Annotated in this window: 20 protein-coding genes and 2 pseudogenes; 4 read left to right on the forward strand and 18 right to left on the reverse strand. The window is 48.7% G+C overall.

Annotated features, from left to right (window positions below; translation table 11 throughout):
- Positions 1–7: 7 nt before the first annotated feature.
- The 3 genes from GS601_RS03705 (at position 8) to GS601_RS03715 (ending at position 1846) form a co-directional block, all read left to right on the forward strand.
- Complete coding sequence (locus tag GS601_RS03705) at positions 8–394, forward strand: cupin domain-containing protein (protein ID WP_162421917.1); 387 nt, start codon at positions 8–10, stop codon at positions 392–394.
- Positions 391–1098 (forward strand): cysteine hydrolase family protein, encoded by a 708-nt coding sequence (locus GS601_RS03710; RefSeq protein ID WP_162421918.1) that lies wholly within the window; start codon positions 391–393, stop codon positions 1096–1098. The genes GS601_RS03705 and GS601_RS03710 overlap by 4 nt, the downstream gene beginning before the upstream one ends.
- Positions 1099–1219: 121 nt before the next feature.
- Positions 1220–1846 carry an esterase/lipase family protein gene (locus GS601_RS03715; RefSeq protein WP_162421919.1) on the forward strand — a complete coding sequence of 209 codons (627 nt, stop codon included), beginning with the start codon at positions 1220–1222 and terminating at the stop codon, positions 1844–1846.
- 18 nt (positions 1847–1864) lie between these two features.
- Here the strand turns inward: GS601_RS03715 and GS601_RS03720 are convergent, their stop codons facing one another.
- On the reverse strand, positions 1865–2305 hold the full coding sequence (locus GS601_RS03720) for a VOC family protein (protein ID WP_162421920.1): 441 nt from the start codon (positions 2303–2305) through the stop codon (positions 1865–1867).
- An 82-nt stretch (positions 2306–2387) separates the two neighbouring features.
- Between GS601_RS03720 and GS601_RS03725 the strand changes: the two genes are divergently transcribed.
- Positions 2388–3158: a TIGR00297 family protein gene (locus tag GS601_RS03725; protein WP_162421921.1), complete on the forward strand. Its 771-nt coding sequence runs from the start codon at positions 2388–2390 to the stop codon at positions 3156–3158.
- Between the two features lie 34 nt (positions 3159–3192).
- On the opposite strand, the gene GS601_RS03730 is transcribed toward GS601_RS03725, so the two are convergent.
- The 17 genes and pseudogenes from GS601_RS03730 to GS601_RS03805 all read right to left on the reverse strand — a co-directional run bounded on the left by GS601_RS03730 (position 3193) and on the right by GS601_RS03805 (position 15880).
- Complete coding sequence (locus tag GS601_RS03730) at positions 3193–4062, reverse strand: SDR family oxidoreductase (RefSeq protein WP_162421922.1); 870 nt, start codon at positions 4060–4062, stop codon at positions 3193–3195.
- Positions 4063–4115: 53 nt separating this feature from the next.
- Positions 4116–4901 (reverse strand): exodeoxyribonuclease III, encoded by a 786-nt coding sequence (gene xth, locus GS601_RS03735; protein WP_162421923.1) that lies wholly within the window; start codon positions 4899–4901, stop codon positions 4116–4118.
- A 147-nt stretch (positions 4902–5048) separates the two neighbouring features.
- Positions 5049–5504 carry an FHA domain-containing protein gene (locus tag GS601_RS03740; protein ID WP_162421924.1) on the reverse strand — a complete coding sequence of 152 codons (456 nt, stop codon included), beginning with the start codon at positions 5502–5504 and terminating at the stop codon, positions 5049–5051.
- Positions 5505–5597: 93 nt separating this feature from the next.
- Positions 5598–6143: an FHA domain-containing protein gene (locus GS601_RS03745; RefSeq protein WP_338016957.1), complete on the reverse strand. Its 546-nt coding sequence runs from the start codon at positions 6141–6143 to the stop codon at positions 5598–5600.
- A gap of 30 nt (positions 6144–6173) precedes the next feature.
- Positions 6174–6323 (reverse strand): annotated as a pseudogene (locus tag GS601_RS23725) (double zinc ribbon domain-containing protein); the annotation flags it as partial.
- Positions 6324–6683: 360 nt separating this feature from the next.
- Positions 6684–6927: pseudogene (locus GS601_RS03750) on the reverse strand (ISNCY family transposase); the annotation flags it as partial.
- On the reverse strand, positions 6917–9259 hold the full coding sequence (gene hsdR / locus GS601_RS03755; protein ID WP_162421926.1) for an EcoAI/FtnUII family type I restriction enzme subunit R: 2343 nt from the start codon (positions 9257–9259) through the stop codon (positions 6917–6919). The pseudogene GS601_RS03750 and the gene hsdR, both read right to left, overlap by 11 nt.
- Positions 9256–9486: a type II toxin-antitoxin system BrnA family antitoxin gene (gene brnA / locus GS601_RS03760; protein WP_162421927.1), complete on the reverse strand. Its 231-nt coding sequence runs from the start codon at positions 9484–9486 to the stop codon at positions 9256–9258. The genes hsdR and brnA overlap by 4 nt, the downstream gene beginning before the upstream one ends.
- Positions 9476–9739, reverse strand: a complete 264-nt coding sequence (locus GS601_RS03765) for a BrnT family toxin (protein ID WP_162421928.1) — start codon at positions 9737–9739, stop codon at positions 9476–9478. Before GS601_RS03765 ends, brnA begins: the two co-directional genes overlap by 11 nt.
- A 39-nt stretch (positions 9740–9778) precedes the next feature.
- Positions 9779–10003, reverse strand: a complete 225-nt coding sequence (locus GS601_RS03770) for a type II toxin-antitoxin system RelN family antitoxin (RefSeq protein WP_162421929.1) — start codon at positions 10001–10003, stop codon at positions 9779–9781.
- 47 nt (positions 10004–10050) lie between these two features.
- A complete protein-coding gene (locus tag GS601_RS03775) occupies positions 10051–11364 on the reverse strand; it encodes a restriction endonuclease subunit S (RefSeq protein WP_162421930.1) in 1314 nt (437 codons plus the stop codon).
- 72 nt (positions 11365–11436) lie between these two features.
- Positions 11437–11676 (reverse strand): type II toxin-antitoxin system HicA family toxin, encoded by a 240-nt coding sequence (locus GS601_RS03780; RefSeq protein ID WP_162421931.1) that lies wholly within the window; start codon positions 11674–11676, stop codon positions 11437–11439.
- Entirely contained in the window at positions 11676–11894 is a 219-nt protein-coding gene (locus GS601_RS03785) for a type II toxin-antitoxin system HicB family antitoxin (RefSeq protein ID WP_162421932.1), read from the reverse strand. Before GS601_RS03785 ends, GS601_RS03780 begins: the two co-directional genes overlap by 1 nt.
- Before the next feature lie 49 nt (positions 11895–11943).
- Complete coding sequence (locus GS601_RS03790; protein WP_162421933.1) at positions 11944–13404, reverse strand: class I SAM-dependent DNA methyltransferase; 1461 nt, start codon at positions 13402–13404, stop codon at positions 11944–11946.
- A gap of 361 nt (positions 13405–13765) precedes the next feature.
- On the reverse strand, positions 13766–14008 hold the full coding sequence (locus GS601_RS03795) for a toprim domain-containing protein (RefSeq protein WP_162421934.1): 243 nt from the start codon (positions 14006–14008) through the stop codon (positions 13766–13768).
- A gap of 162 nt (positions 14009–14170) precedes the next feature.
- Positions 14171–14887, reverse strand: coding sequence for a 6-phosphogluconolactonase (pgl, locus tag GS601_RS03800; protein ID WP_162421935.1), 717 nt, complete (start codon positions 14885–14887; stop codon positions 14171–14173).
- Positions 14888–15346: 459 nt separating this feature from the next.
- On the reverse strand, positions 15347–15880 hold the full coding sequence (locus tag GS601_RS03805; protein ID WP_162421936.1) for a class I SAM-dependent methyltransferase: 534 nt from the start codon (positions 15878–15880) through the stop codon (positions 15347–15349).
- Positions 15881–15953: the final 73 nt, after the last annotated feature.

Genomic DNA, 15953 nt, shown 5'->3' on the forward strand with positions numbered 1-15953 from the left:
CAACGTCATGCTGCACTCGCTCACTTTCCAACAGTGTCTAACCATTGCCCATCATCAAAACGACTTGCCCTGGCAACCGTTTCGTCCGGGTGTCGAAATCTATCGCTTTTATGAAGACGAAACGGGCGCATCTGCCGCTGCCCTTTTACGCTATCAGCCCGGTGCCCAAGTTCCCCATCATAGCCACCCTGGATTTGAGCATATTTTAGTTCTGTCCGGGTCGCAACAAGATCAGCGCGGCAGCTATGAAACCGGAACGTTGGTGATTAATCCTCCAGACACCCAGCACAGCGTCACCAGCAAAGACGGCTGCATTGTTTTAGTGATCTGGGAAAAGCCCGTCATCATCCATGACCCTGATTCGCCCTCCTTGCCCCTCGCTCACGAACCATGAACCCCATTCCAGCCCAACCTTACGACTATCCTCTGCCCGAACATCCGAAACTTGCCCTTGTGATTATTGACATGCAGCGAGACTTTTTAGAACCCGGTGGTTTTGGGGATGCGTTGGGAAATGATGTCAAACGACTCCAAGCGATCGTACCCGCGCTCAAGCAACTATTAGACGCATTCCGTGCCCTGAACCTCCCAATTATCCACACCCTCGAAGGTCATCAAAGCGATCTGTCCGATTGCCCTGTAGCCAAGCAGCAGCGAGGAACAGGCAATCTAAAAATTGGGGATGCAGGACCGATGGGACGAATTCTGGTGCTAGGAGAACCCGGCAACCAAATTATTCCAGAACTCGCCCCCCAACTGGATGAACTCGTAATTCCCAAGCCTGGAAAGGGAGCGTTTTATAAGACGCCGTTGGAGGAGCATTTGCGCGATCGCGGCATCACTCATCTACTGATCACCGGGGTCACCACAGAAGTTTGTGTCCAAACGACCCTACGAGAAGCCAACGATCGCGGCTACGAATGCCTGTTGGTCGAAGACGCAACGGAAAGCTATTTTCCGCACTTCAAGCAAGCCACCTTAGAGATGGTGCGATCGCAAGGTGGCATCATTGGTTGGACAGCCTCGACCAATGCGATATTATCTGCTCTAGAGTCGTTTCCATCTGCTAATAGCAGTTCTCAGTTGAGTTCGGTATAGGTCGTGAGGAGAGGGACGCTTGCGGCAACGCTTGGTAAGGATGAAGGACGGTTTGAACGCTATCCTAGAGATCAGACTAGGTTCAGCGTACTACCTTAGATGAAACTGCTCCTCACCGACGATGAATACTCAAGCTCGAAATCCGGTTGTGCTGGTTCACGGCATCACCGACACGGCTGCCATCTTTCAATTGATGACCACCCGATTAAAGCAACTGGGCTGGACGGTCTACAGCTTAGATCTGATTCCGGCTAACGGCGATCGCACCCTCGATTTTCTCGCCCATCAGCTTGCCGATTTCGTCAATGCAAAGCTGCCAGACTCACAGCCTTTTGATCTAATTGGATTCAGCATGGGCGGACTGGTGAGCCGATATTACGTGCAGCGCTTGGGAGGGGTGAATCGGGTGCAGCGTTTTATCACCATTTCATCGCCTCACAATGGCACGCTGACCGCCTTTTTATCTCAGCGTCCAGGATGTTTACAAATGCGTCCTCAGAGCGCTTTTCTTACCGATCTCAATCAAGATTTGTCAGCGCTAGAGTGCATCAATTTCACATCGATTTGGACACCGTTAGACACCATGATTTTGCCTGCCCGGAGTTCGCAGCTACCCGTGGGGCGAGAGATGCAAGTGCGAGTGCCGCTTCATGCTTGGATGGTGACCGATTCGAGAGCATTTAATGTAATTCTTGAAAGCTTAATGGAGCCAGTTGCTGCTGTCCTTCAAGAGCCGATCAACCCTTAAGGGCTAAGAGCGCGATTGCTACGCAAACTCCGAAGGATCGCCGATTTGAGAAAACTCGCGATCGCCAAAAATTGCTGAAGGGTAAGCGTAATATTTATATTCCATCAAATTGAAAAACGGATCGACTAAGAAAAATGTCCGGTGTTCGAGGGGCGTGCCGACAAAGCGCTGCTTCGATGGTTGGTAAAACGCTAACTGCTGCTGCTGCGCCCGTTCTAAAAGATTTTTCCAATCTGATTCGTCGGTAAACACCAGCCCAAAATGGCGCGGATAGATGCCGCGTTGGGTCGTCAACGGCTCATCCGTAACGTGAGCAACTAGCTGATGACCATATAAATTCAGAATCACAGAATGCGCGTTTTCTCGCCCCAAGCCACAGCCCAAACCCTCGACATAATATTTTTTAGTCTGAAAAATATCGCTGACGGGAAACGAAAGATGAAATAGCGTTGACGACATAAAAAATAAAGATGAATGGCAAAAAGATGAACTGTAAAACAGAGAGTGTCAAAATAATTATGGCGAATTTCTGGTGGACGCAATGTCAGAGCTTGTTCAAATTCCAACCCTGCTAGATGGGACTGTTGCTGTCGTCCTGAATTCTGCTCTTTTAGGACTCGCGGCTATTGCGCCCAAAAAATTACTCACTACCGCAGGGTTAGTCCATGCTTGGGTTCTAGGGGTGTTGCTGTGGCTGTGCCTCGGTTGGCAAGGCTATCTGTTGGTAATGTTCTATTTTTTGGCAGGGTCGGGCGTCACATTTATCGGCAAGACACAGAAAGAGGAATTGGGAATTGCAGAGGCGCGATCGGGCGCACGAGGACCGGGCAATGTCTGGGGTTCGGCGCTGGTTGGGGCGATCTGTGCGATCGCAGTGCTCTATCTAGCGGTGCAACAACAGCACGCCAATTGGATTTCGCTGTTGCTATTGGGATTTGTGGCAAGTTTTTGCACAAAATTATCAGATACGTGCGCTACGGAAATTGGGAAAGCCTACGGGCAGCGCACCTTTTTGATCACAACATTGAAGGCTGTGCCACGGGGAACAGAAGGCGCAGTGAGTTTGGAAGGAACCTTGGCAGGGGTTGTGGGAGCGGTGGCGATCGCGCTAGTTGGCTGGATCGTGGGATTGATCGCCCCTCTGGGAATTGTGATTTGCGCGATCGCAGCCTTGGTTGCCACCACGATCGAAAGCCTGATCGGAGCCACAATCGAAGATAAAATTCCGTTTTTGACGCATGATGTCGTGAATATTGTGAACACGCTGATCGGTGCCATCGTCGCGATCGCCTTAGGCTCAATTTGGTTTTGATTCATCGGTTTACACCGGTGTGGCGCGTACCGAATTAGGGACTGACGTAACGGCGCATAAAATTCTCTAACGATTCCAGTTTGAACCCATAAACTGATTCAATTCGCGCCACTTCTTCGGGCGTGATGTAAAACTCGTTTGCCAACAACGTTCGCAGCGTTCCCAACGATTCCTTAACGGTCGGATTGAGGAGACCAATCGCAGTTCGCAGCCCATCAAATGCCAACAAAGGAGGATTGAGAATGATCGGCTCGCGATCGTAAATCCGTCCAAAAATTTGCGGAATGGCTTGGCGTTGCAAAATCTCTGGACCCCCGATCGAAAAAATTTGGTGATATGCAGCTTCGAGGGTCGGAGACGCGATCGCAATGCGCGCTAAATCATCGGTGCTCACAATCGATGAGCGACTTTGCGGATCGCCAATCAACAAATACACTCCGGTACGCTGAAATTGCTCTGCCAAGGAAATCAAATTTGAGGCAAACCCAGAGGGGCGAAGGATCGTAAAGTTAAGTCCACTCGCTTGTAAATATTTTTCAACTTCCCGTTTCGCCTTAAAAGTCGGCGCATCTTCGTAGCCACGATCCGTTCCCAAAACAGAAATAAATACAAAATGCTGAACACCATGTTCTTTCGCGGCATCAATCAAGTCAATATTGGCACGGTAATTGAGTGCTTCACGTTCACCACCATGAGCGCTAATCACAAATTGAACCCCTCGCACCGCTTTTTCAATGTCCCGAACCTGGGTTAGTTCTCCGATAAAAATTTCGGCTCCTCGGTTCTCTAGCTCAGAATAGTCTGACCTCAAACGCACAAACGCCCGAACACAAGACTCTTGTAATCTTAATTGCCGCACGATGCGCCGCCCAAGTTGTCCGGTTGCTCCAGTAACGAGAAACATAATAATTTGCTCTTAATTGCCACTTACGTTAACAAAGTAAGCCAAGTTTTTCCCTAAAATTCTACGATGACAGGCGCGTGATCGCTGGGCTGTTCAAGCTTGCGGGGTTCTTTGTCGATGACACACGAGATCGCACGGTCATACAAATCAGGCGTCAGGTAGTGATGGTCAATCCGCCAGCCTGCATCTCGCCGAAACGCCCCCGATCGGTAGTCCCACCAGCTAAAATATCCACCTTCCGTCGTAAATTTGCGAAACCCATCGCACAAGCCAAGTTCCAAGACGCTGCTTAACGCTTCTCGCTCAGCATCCGTCGCCATAACTTGTTTTTCGCGCCCCTTCGGATTGTGAATATCAATATCTTCTAGCGCAACATTAAAGTCACCACACACGAGCAAACTCGGCGATTTTGCCAGTAAGACTTGCAAATATTCTCGTAAAACTTTTAGCCAGCGCAGTTTATAAATGTACTTGTCGCTATCCAACGATGACCCGTTGGGAACATATAGGTTAACGACCTGGATGCCTGCTATTACCCCCGTGATCACCCGCTTTTGCTCATCCAAGTCGCCGACCAAACTCTCTGGCAACACGGCTCCAAAGCCCATCTGAACCGCGTCCAACGGCAATCGGCTCAGCAGCGCCACGCCGTTATAACTTTTCTGACCATAAACATAACTGCGATATCCCACCTCAGCAAAAGCAGCCTGCGGAAACAAATCATCGGTGACTTTCGTTTCTTGCAAACACAGGACATCAGCAGAACTTGCCGTTAACCAGGCTGTCACATGGGCGAGGCGAGTGCGGACAGAGTTAACATTCCAAGTGGCGATTTTCATGAAGAAGCTGAGAAGTGGGTTGAGGGCGCTACCCCGAATTAGCATTCTAAAGAAGAAAGCTCTTCGAGAAAAGGGGTCGGGGAAAGTTTACCTCCCTTATCGCACTGGTCAGACCTTTGATGCTTTGAGTCAGAGCAGCCTTGGCTCTCACAGGTCTTCTAGCGCTGTTTGAGGATTGAGTGCAGAGTCAACCCCTGTAGCCAACGGAGCCGCGCGATCGCAGCGATTCGCAGGATTGCCCATGCCCGGTATTCTTGATAGAAGCAGGGAAGCTGCCGAAGGTTTGTCGCGCTCTGACGGAGCCGCAGCAAAGTGAATCTGAATATTTGGTCCAGAACGGGCTAAGCGAATAATCATACCGTCTTGAGCCGAGACTTGAGCAATGCGCTTGCCGTCTACATACGTGCCATTTGCACCCAGACTCACCACTTGCCACCCCGAATCAACGTGCTGCATCTCGACGTGATAGCGAGACACAACAGCACTATACAGAACAACATGATTTTCGGTTGAGCGTCCAATCCGTAAGATTGGCTCTGTCTCAAACGTCCAATGTTGAACAGGGGTTAACTGAACAGGATGCAATAGGGTTAGTGTAATCACACAGTCACACCAGAAGCTCTGATGGGGATTCCGTTTCTCTTATACCCAAAATTCGCCGTTTGATCCCGTAGGCGCGGTTCCCCATTACAAATTTCACGCCATTTGAAACAAGAATGTCACTTTATCGCCTTTACCCAGGGAGATGCGATCGCCAGCCCTGAGCCGATGCCGATCTCCCATGGGCAGGGGCACATTATTGATATACGTCCCGTTCGAGCTTCCCACATCCTCAATGTAGTAAGCATCACCCTCAGCACGAATATCGGCATGAATGCGAGAGACAATTTCCGAGTCAGGATAGCCCGACACATCAATATCGGGAGGAATGCGATCGTTGGGTTTGCCGATGTGAATTACCGGAAGCCCAGGCGGAAGTTCAACCACATTAGTAGTTTGCAGGTGCAAAAGCCGCGCGGAAAATTGCTGTAGCTGCGTCGTCATTGCCGGAGCAGAATTGGCTGACGTCATAGCCAAAGGATGGGGCTGAGCGCCTGAAGCAAGGGACGGCAAACCTTCCGGGGTATTCTCGCCCATAGCCGAATCAGGAAACACGAGTGGATCAGGCGGGATCAACGGATCAGGCACGATTGGTTCAGGGGGCATCGGTTGCGATTCGGGCGTTTCAGAAGGATTAGGCATCGTGGAAGTTCCTGTTACGGTTTTCAAGTTAAAGCCGCACTGTCCACAAAAACTAGCATCGGTTTGCACCGTTGCCCCACAGTTTGGACATTTTATGGTTGCGGGGAGGGGCGTATAGCACGCCTCACACTGGATTGCCCCAGAAGGGTTTTGGTGATTGCAGTTAGGACAAACAAGCATGGAATACGGGTGTGGTTCGTGATTCGCACAGGGGGCGAAGAGGGCTTAGACGCCGAAGAAAAGAGGAGGACGATCTTGTGTCTCTCTGTATCCTTCACTGGCTCAGCCCAAAAATCCGCATGCGGCGGAAATCCAATTCGCCACTTGCCCAATCTTAATGTTCTCAATCGTAAATTGTAAGGTTAGTCGCTCAAAGCGTTGGATTTTCGTACTCGATTGCAGCAACTTTAAATTCAAAAGCTAAGAGGAATCAGTAGATTGAGCAGGCAGGGAGTCAGAGAGCATGAAATCAAGTAGCTGTTGCCAGCTTTCAAACCAGAGGTACTTGGTCAAGGCGAGGATATCTTGGAAAAAGCCCTTGCGGGTTCCTCGCTTCTGACGAATCTGCTGATACGAGTCGTCTACAAGATGCAAGACGGTGTGAAAGAGAAACGCCAAGAGATTGAGGGTGAGTAGACTGGAGGCTAAATGGTGTTGTCCATGTCCAAAGTTGTGTTCGAGGTGATAGCCCTTACGTCTTGAGGACATTATGATTTTCGTTCTCGGTTTTCCAACGGCTTCTGCCTGCGCTAACGACCTCTACTTTACTGAGATTACGCTGCGTCTTTCTGAGAGTACAGATACTGCTGAAACCCAATGAACACGGTTCTGATCTCGTTCACGCTGCCCAAGTCGGACACTGCGTCTCTAATGTTGTGATATTTTAGCTCCAGCAGTTGAGGCAGCTTATCTTGATCGAGTTCTCTGACTCCTGCTTTGATGTACTGCTCCAGTACAAAGTCTAGAAATTCTTGCTGCTTGCCGAAATACCGGGAGAAGATTAAGGCTTTGTGAGCCATGACGCGATCGCGACGGCTAATCGGTTCAGACGCATAGGCGATATAAGTCAGCACGTCATACAGGTCGCTTTTCTCAGCGTCGATCAGTCGGCTGATTTCAATCAGTTGTTCGTTGCCGTATCCTTTCTCAGCGAGTCCTTCCAGTAACGCTTTACGAGTGTCGGGGCGGCTCCAGAGCGATCGCAGTTCATCTTCATTCTTGAACAGTGCTGGAATCTCACCAAATAAGCGTTCTACAAACTCGGCTGCGGTCATTGGTTTGCCATCTGGACTCCAAAAGCTGGTAGACATTTGGTGCTGGAGGGTGCGATTTTTGCCATCCGCCAGCTTAATTTTGATGATCTCAGGATGATGGTGAACTGTCGTGGTTTCATCCCCTTCATCGCCTACAGTCGTGGTGCGATCGCGGTTTCCATTTCCTAATTCACGCGGACGAGCAATGACGGGAACAGATTCAGCAGGCTCACCATCCCATTCTCGGTCGTTGAAGTGTTCATAAGCTTTGACGAAATCGTAGATGGTGAAGTAGTCTTTGCCCTCGAACAGACGAGTACCACGACCGACGATTTGTTTGAACTCGATCATTGTGTTGATTGGGCGCATCAGCACGATATTGCGAACGTTTCGCGCATCAACTCCGGTTGAGAGTTTTTGGGAGGTGGTGAGAATTGTGGGAATGTTTTTCTCGTTGTCTTGAAACGTGCTGAGGTGCTGTTCGCCGAGTTTGCCATCGTCAGCAGTGACGCGGACGCAATAGTTTGGTTCGGTGCTAACCTTCATTTGATTGATCAAATCCCGCACAGCGAGAGCATGATCTTGAGTGGCGCAAAAAACGAGGGTCTTCTGATTTTGGTCGATTGCTTCCATGAATAGCTGGACTCGGTAGCGTTCGCGATCGACAATCTCAATAATGCGGTTGAAGTCTACTTCGGTGTAAGTCCTGGCTTCGTCGATCGCACCTTCAATCAGTTCGTCTTCGGGGCTGTAAACGTAGTCGTCTAGATTGGTGTCGATTTGCCTAACTTTGAAGGGGGTGAGGAAACCGTCGTTGATGCCATCTTTGAGGGCATAGGTGTAGACCGGATCGCCGAAATAGGCGTAGGTATCAGCGTTGTTAGCACGTCTTGGGGTGGCGGTGAGTCCCAACTGTACAGCAGGTGAGAAATATTCTAGAATGCCGCGCCAGTTGCTTTCGTCGCTGGCTCCGCCACGGTGACACTCATCAATGATGATGAAGTCGAAGAAGTCAGGAGGATAGTCGCCAAAGTTGGGGGTTGGGTTGCCTGCGTCGTCGCCGCCTGCCATGAAGGTCTGGAAGATGGTAAAGAAGACGCTACCGTTTTTGGGAACTCTGCCGCGTTTCTTGATCACTTCAGGATCAATCCGCACGAGGGCATCATCTGGGAAGGCGGAAAAAGCGTTGTATGCCTGATTTGCCAGAATATTGCGATCGGCGAGAAAGAGAATTCGGGGGCGGCGCGTGGGTTGGCGGCTGAGGTTCCAGCGGCTTTGGAAGAGTTTCCAGGTGAGTTGGAAGGCGACGAGGGTTTTGCCTGTGCCTGTTGCCATTGTGAGGAGAATGCGATCGCGTCCCTCAGTGATTGCTTCTAGAACGTGTTTGATGGCGTTGTGCTGGTAGTAGCGAGTTTCCCAGGTGCCGCTGCGGGTTTCAAAGGGGATGTCGGCAAAGCGATCGCGCCATTGGTTGGTTTCGCTGAAGGTGGCGTTCCAAAGTTCATCGGGGCTGGGATACTGACTGACGTAGCTTTCTGCTCCCGTTCGCATATCGATCTGATAGATGCGATCGCCGTTTGTGGAGTAGGCGAATCGGGCTTCTAGTTTTTCGGCGTATTTCTTGGCTTGACCCACACCCGCAGTATCAGGCAGGCTGCGTTTTTTGGCTTCGATGATGGCGAGTTTTTCGCCCCGATAGACCAGGACATAATCAGCAATGTCTGATTGAGTGCGTTTGCCGCTGCCAACTAAGCGACCGGGGGCGATGACTTCCCGACGGATGCGGCTACCTTCGACAACTCCCCAGCCTGCGGCTTTGAGGGCGGGATCAATCAGTTCGGCGCGGGTTTCGGCTTCGTTCACTGGGCTTCGTTGATGGCTAAATGCTCAGCCAGAGAGGTTTGAATGATTGTTTGAGGCGTTACCCCTAAACGGCTGGCTTCTTGATCGATTCGCTCAAGCATCCAGACTGGTAGATCGATGCTGATAGTCTTTTGCTCAGACTGATAGCGTTTAGCTTTAGATAGGTCAAGTGCTTGGGTAATGTTTTCCCCATCGTCAAATTTTCGATCGAATTCTTCAGCTTTCATATAGGGCAACCTCTTCTATGCGCGATCGACGGACGGAGATGATCCGAATGTTTTGACCTCGGTAGGTGATGACCGCTGACCAATGCTTGTCCTCTATTTTACCCACGATCAAAAACCTTGTCTCGTCTTGGGTTCTGGCAGGGATTTCTAGCAGGTTGGGGGTGTTCCATAGCTTTTGTGCTTCTATGAAGTCGATCCCATGTTTGGCGAGGTTGGATTGACTTTTGTTTTCGTCATATTCAAAAACGGGCATGATCTAAAGCTTGCGATCGATGTTTATATCCACACCTTCTCACATTTCTGAAAGCGGAATGATTTGCCCTGCTAAAGCTTCGCGTAAGCCTTGATGAATTCCTTCGATCGCAATTTCGGTCGGTGTTTCGTCGGGGTCGGCTTCGTCATCTTCGGAAATTAAGATGATGAGGCGAACGCGCTGCGGTTTGATTACGCCAAGCGATCGATCGAGCGTCAGTTGCCCATTTTTATCAATGGTTGCTGTGGTTTCAATTGCTTTCATACAGAGTGATGATGTGGTTAAACATTGAGCTAATTCAGTCTGATTCTTTAGGCGGCGATCGCTTCCTCCGCTTTTTTTGTCGTCTGGTTAGCGGTATCGGCGGTAAGTTCGCCTGTGAAGGCTTTTTGCAGGATGGATTGTTTGAGTTCGTTGAGAGCAGCGAGTTTTTGGCGGTAGATGGCTTCGAGGCGTTGGGTTACGATAGCTAGTTCATCAATACTTGCGACAATGTTATTTTGTTCTATAAAGGAAGGAAAACTTACCGTAATTAGTGAAAGCCCTTGCTGATTAAGGCTACTAATATTAATTCCGCCTCCACTCTCTGTTAGCTGTTTTCGCAACTCTCTAGATTTTAGAAAGTGAACGATAAACGGAAGATGAATATCCTCTCTTTCGATGCGAAGTCTAATTGTAAATCCAGAGTGCGAGGTTCTTTCGGAAAGATCACCCACCAATACACAACGTCCAATTAATTCTCTGTTTCCATTCGATCTGACAGTTAATATGTCTCCTTTCCGCAAAGCATCTATCTCTTTTAACTCTCCATCTAGTGTCACAGACTCTAGTTGATCTTCCTGAATCCAGAAATTGTTCTGAAAATCTTTAACGCCAACAATTCTGATTGATTCACCTTTACTATTTTTCGTAAAATTGAGACCGTTTCTAAATGCCGCTATATCCCCTAACTTTTTCTCTATCCACCCATCACCTTTCTGGGTGAAAATCTCATTCAGATGGCTCTCAAAAAGTTCGCGGGCGTTGGTGAGGTTCTTTTTGGTGTTGGCGATCGCTCTATCAATCCCCTCAAATGCCTGGTCTACGATCGACACAATCTGCTTCTGTTCAGGAAGTAGAGGAATGGGAATTGTGATATTTAGTATTCTCTTTGGAGCTGTATGGCGAACCATTGTCCCTGTAGCTGTCTCTTTTACTTTGTCTGCAACCGTTTTTGTTTGAAGGAAGTAATAAAGATATTTTGGATTTATTGATTCATCTTGAAAAAGAATTCGTCCAATTCGTTGGTTGTGCAAGATGTTGGGATGGTTAATGAATGCAGGTTTCCCTAAAATCTTCATTTTTGAAGAAAGATCGGTCATAACTACTGTTAAATCACCTACATCGAAAAAGTAACCGTCTGGCGGAACTTTACCGACTAATCGCTTTGTGTTTTGTGCAGTGAAGTATAATTCACCATTCTCCGAATAGTTCCCTGGTGTGAGAACAATTGGCTTTTCTAAGTCATCGCTTCTATTAAAGTCACATCCTTTGAATGCGTATCCGTGCGAGATACCAATCAAGTCAGCTAATTTCTGCTCAACCCATCCCTCTGGCAACTGCTTATCATTAATCTTTAACGACATACCATTCCCCCAATTCCAGCCAAAATTTCTGCGCTCTCCGCATCCGATGCCGCGATCAAAGCCGCTATTTTTCTACACCTGCTCATAAGCGGCAATAAAATCATCTCGTGAAATACCAGATTGAGTGCAGATACTTCTGAGCGTAGAGCCTTTGATGCGCTTGTGATTTGGCAACGTTAAAGGAGTGCTAGTTCCGTCAGAGTTTTGCCGAATCATAGAGATATGCTCCTTCTCCCTAACAATCTCAAACCCAAAACCCTCAAGCACTCTAATCACCTTTGCTTTGGTCGCATCAGCCGGAAGCTTTGCCATTAAACGTTTGCCTCTGCCACAAAGGCTTCGAGGATTGAGGAATCAGATTCAAGTACCGACTGCCCAAAGGTTTCGACATGAAACAAAATCGCCGATCGAACATCATTTAAGGCTTCTTCATAAGTGTCACCTTCACCCACTACCACCCCTTGAATTCCGAGCGGATAAGCAACATAGCCGTCAGAGTGCTTCTCTACAATGATTTTGATGTTTTTCATATTCAACTCTCCCAAATTATTTCTAAAACTCAAAGCTAGCCGCCACAGCTTATCGACCGCATAGCAGTCCGTCAATTCCAGCTAAAATTTCTGCACTCTCTGCGTCCAAGGTCGCGATCGCATCCATAATTTCTTGTGGCTCTCGAAGTGCGACTTCTTCTCCTTTGCTCGGATTCTTCACCGACAGATCAAAGGAGTGTTGCTCCACATCAGCAATATCCACCAACCAGGATGCTTCCGTCTCAGCAAAAGTCGTCTGTAGCTCGACAAACTTCCGTAGGTCATCATCATTCAGAGCATTCGTCTTACCCATACTCCGCCCTGGGTCAAGTTGGTAATACCAGATTTTTTGGGTTCGCGTCCCTTTCTCAAAGAACAGCACCACCGTTTTCACCCCAGCCCCAATAAACGTGCCGCTAGGACAATCTAGGATCGTATGCAGGTTGCAGATCGTGAGCAATTCCTGGCGCAAAGCACGAGAGGCGTTGTCTGAATTGGATAGAAAAGTATTTTTAATCACCACTCCGGCTCTGCCGCCCACTTTCAGAATTTTGATGAAATGCTGCAAAAACAAAAATGCCGTCTCTCCAGTTTTGATTGGAAAGTTTTGCTGCACCTCCTTGCGTTCCTTGCCCCCAAACGGCGGATTTGCCAAAATCAGATCAAATCGATTTTTGTCTTGAATATCGCTCAGGTTTTCCGTCAGCGTATTGGTATGAATGATGTTTGGCGCATCGATGCCATGCAAAATCATGTTCATGATCGCAATCACATACGCCAGACTCTTCTTCTCCTTACCCGTAAACGTTTCGGTCTGGAGTTGCTCAAGCTGCTTTGTCGTCAGCTTTCCTTGGCGCAGATAATCATAGCTCTCACACAAAAAACCCGCCGATCCGCAAGCTCCGTCATAAATGCGATCGCCGATCTTCGGCTTCAACACCTGCATGATCGCTCGAATCAGCGGACGCGGCGTGTAATACTCCCCACCATTGCGCCCCGCATTGCCCATGTTCTTAATTTTGGCTTCGTAGAGATGCGATAGCTCATGCTTCTCCTGCTGAGACCGAAACCGCAACTCGTCCACATATTCCAGCGCATCCCGCAGGCTATAGCCACTCTGGAACTTGTTCTTAATCTCGCTGAAAATCTCGCCGATTTTATATTCGATCGTGTTCGGGCTGCTGGCTCGCTGCTTAAATCCTTGAAGATAGGGAAATAGCTCGCGGTTGACATAATCGATCAGGTCATCACCAATCAACGCATTATCATGATCCAGCTTGCCCTCTGCCGTCTTCGGTGCCGCCCAAACCGACCAGCGATACTTCTCATCCAAAATGAATGTATGGGGCTTACCGACCAACTCAGCTTCCAGTGCCTTCTCCTGCTCTAAATCATCCAGATATTTCAGAAACAGCAGCCAAGACGTTTGCTCGGTATAGTCTAGTTCCGTAGTACAGCCTGCCTCTTTCCAGAGAACGTCATCAATGTTTTTGAAAGTTTGCTCAAACATCTAAATTTTCTATCAGAATCCTGGGTAGAACGCTTAAACTAATTTGGATTATAAATCTCTCACAGATTTTAAGCCCATGCTGGTTTTAGAATCTAATCATCACAATATTGCCCATCGGGTTGCTGATTCTAGGGGCAGAAGTTTTATGAATCAAGCTACCCTAAACCAATTCCGCGATCGTATTTAGGCTCACGCTGCTGCTAATTCGCCTGCTTAAACCGCTGTTGCACTTGGTTGAGATGCTGCTGCAAGTCCTCATTCCAGTCCTTCGCAGTAGGAGACTATCGATCGCAATTCGGCAACGCCTGCCCAATTCGCTGTGCCGTCGCTTCACCCGACTCGTCTCGGTCAAACGCCAGAATCACCTAGGGATTTGGCGAAGCTGTTCCCCTGGCGCGTTCCCCGCTCCATCGGTCGAGACATACAGCGTCTTGTGCCGCGTCGGGTGCAACACCGCATAGGAGAGGGTATCAATTGCCGATTCGCACACGACGACTTGCTGCACATCACCTGCATGATTCGATTTAACGTAAAACCAGCCCCCAAAGCGTCGAGAGCCAGCCGCTAATCCTTTGAATCTATTACTCGCTCCCAAAGTTGCCACGCAACGCAGCGCCGGTAATTTCGGGTGCTGTTGATCCTGCAATCAGAAGTGATCGCCGTAAGATAACGCCGGTTTGATAGAGCCAAAATTTGCCCTCCTCTTTAAAGCCGTGGCTCCCGACAGCAACGATGGAATGAGCGCGATCGCACTTGCTTTAACCTATCAAAGGTTTTTGCCAGCCCCATGATCGAGCAGCCACCACAGTTCGCCCTGGGGCTGAATGAGACGCGAGGGATAGGTCATCGGATCGGCATCGGGTGCAAAAATGTGGGAGAGCGCCTCTTGTTTACTGTCGCCTGCCACCATAAACAAATTGGTGCGTGCCTGGTTAATCAACGGTACGGTGAAGGTGATGCGGGGGGTTCCATCTTTGTTGCCCACGGTGATCAGGCGATCGCTAACCTTCAGGGCGTCTGTATGGGGAAACAGCGACGCGGTATGAGCATCATCGCCAATGCCCAGCAAGATCACATCAAAGGCAGGAAATTCTCCCGGCTTGGTGCCGAAGAATGCGTGCAACTCGGCTTCGTGTTTTTGAGCCGCGATCGCAGGATCATCCTCATCGGTTGGCATCGGATGCACATTCTTGGCAGGAATCGGCACTTTATCCAACCAAGCCAGCCTTGCCATTCGATAATTACTATCTGCGTGATCGGGCGGCACATACCGTTCGTCCCCCCAAAAGATATGCAGCTTATCCCAGGGCAAATCTTGTGCGGCGAGTTTTTCGTATAAAGGGGTGGGTGTGCTGCCACCAGAGAGCGCGATCGTAGCTTGGTCGCGCTGTGCGATCGCATCGCGCAATTTATCGAGAACCAATTCCAAAGACCGATCGACGAGGGCATCGAAACTAGGCAAAACTTCAATGTGTCTATCCATGCCATTACGATTAATCACTCCACTCAGCATAGAAGAAGATGGGCAGTTGCTCGGCTTCCTTTAGAGGCATGTCAAGAAGTTAGCCTAAATCTTGTGGCTCGGTGAGTAATGTCAGTCCTGCCAAAATTTGCTGCACTCGTTGTCTTGAAAGCTGACCAATTCTCTCAGTTAGAAGAGACTTAGCCACCGTGATACCAAATTAATCTGTAAATGCTATAGATGTGCGACCTCCCCCAACCCCTCCTTAGTAAAGCGGGGAGCCGGAAAGTCCCTTTCCAAAGACCGATCGACGAGGGCATCGAAACTGGGCAAAACTTCAACGTGCTTATCCATGCCATTACGGTTAATCACTCCACTCAACATAGAAAATATGCACTCCTGCGGAATTTTCTTTGTCAAGCGAATCGATCGGCTCTTTTTAAGATGGATCTAAAAAGTTAATTCAGAAAGAAAGTGATTTTAGCCTGGTTTTGTCGCACTCATATTGACACTGATGAGGGTTTCCAATAAACGCATATTACTACAATCGCTAAATAGTCCAAATTCATCTACAGTCGCGCAGTCAACAAATCCGACTTCTTGCAAATAGGATGCTAAGGTTTCTGGATCAAAACCAACGCGATGCACATCATACTCATTCATATGTCCACCAAACATGATTCGCATAACGTGGTGACGTTGCAGTAGGTCAAGTACAGGATTCATGTACAACCAGCACAAAACCTGTAGATTAGGAACGCTAACCATCAGTTTTCCGCCTGGTTGTAAAACTCGAAACCACTCTGAGAGAGTTCTTAACAGTTCATTATTAAGCCCATAGTGAAAGTGTTCTAAGATGTGACTCGCGTAGATGGTCTCTACTGAATTGTCTAAAAACTGGCTCAAATTCGCAGCGTCAGTGATGATGTCCACTTCTGGACGTTCTTCGATGTCTACAATCTTCCAATCTGGATGAGCTTCTTTACCACCAAGGTGTAGCTTAATTGGGGGCATGGGGGTGACCTCACTAATGTGTTAAATAGAATTCCCACATTTGCTTGTGAACCGGAACAAGTAGAACTAGAAG

Origin of the sequence: Myxacorys almedinensis A, from assembly GCF_010091945.1 — a bacterium.
Taxonomy (GTDB): domain Bacteria; phylum Cyanobacteriota; class Cyanobacteriia; order Leptolyngbyales; family Leptolyngbyaceae; genus Myxacorys; species Myxacorys almedinensis.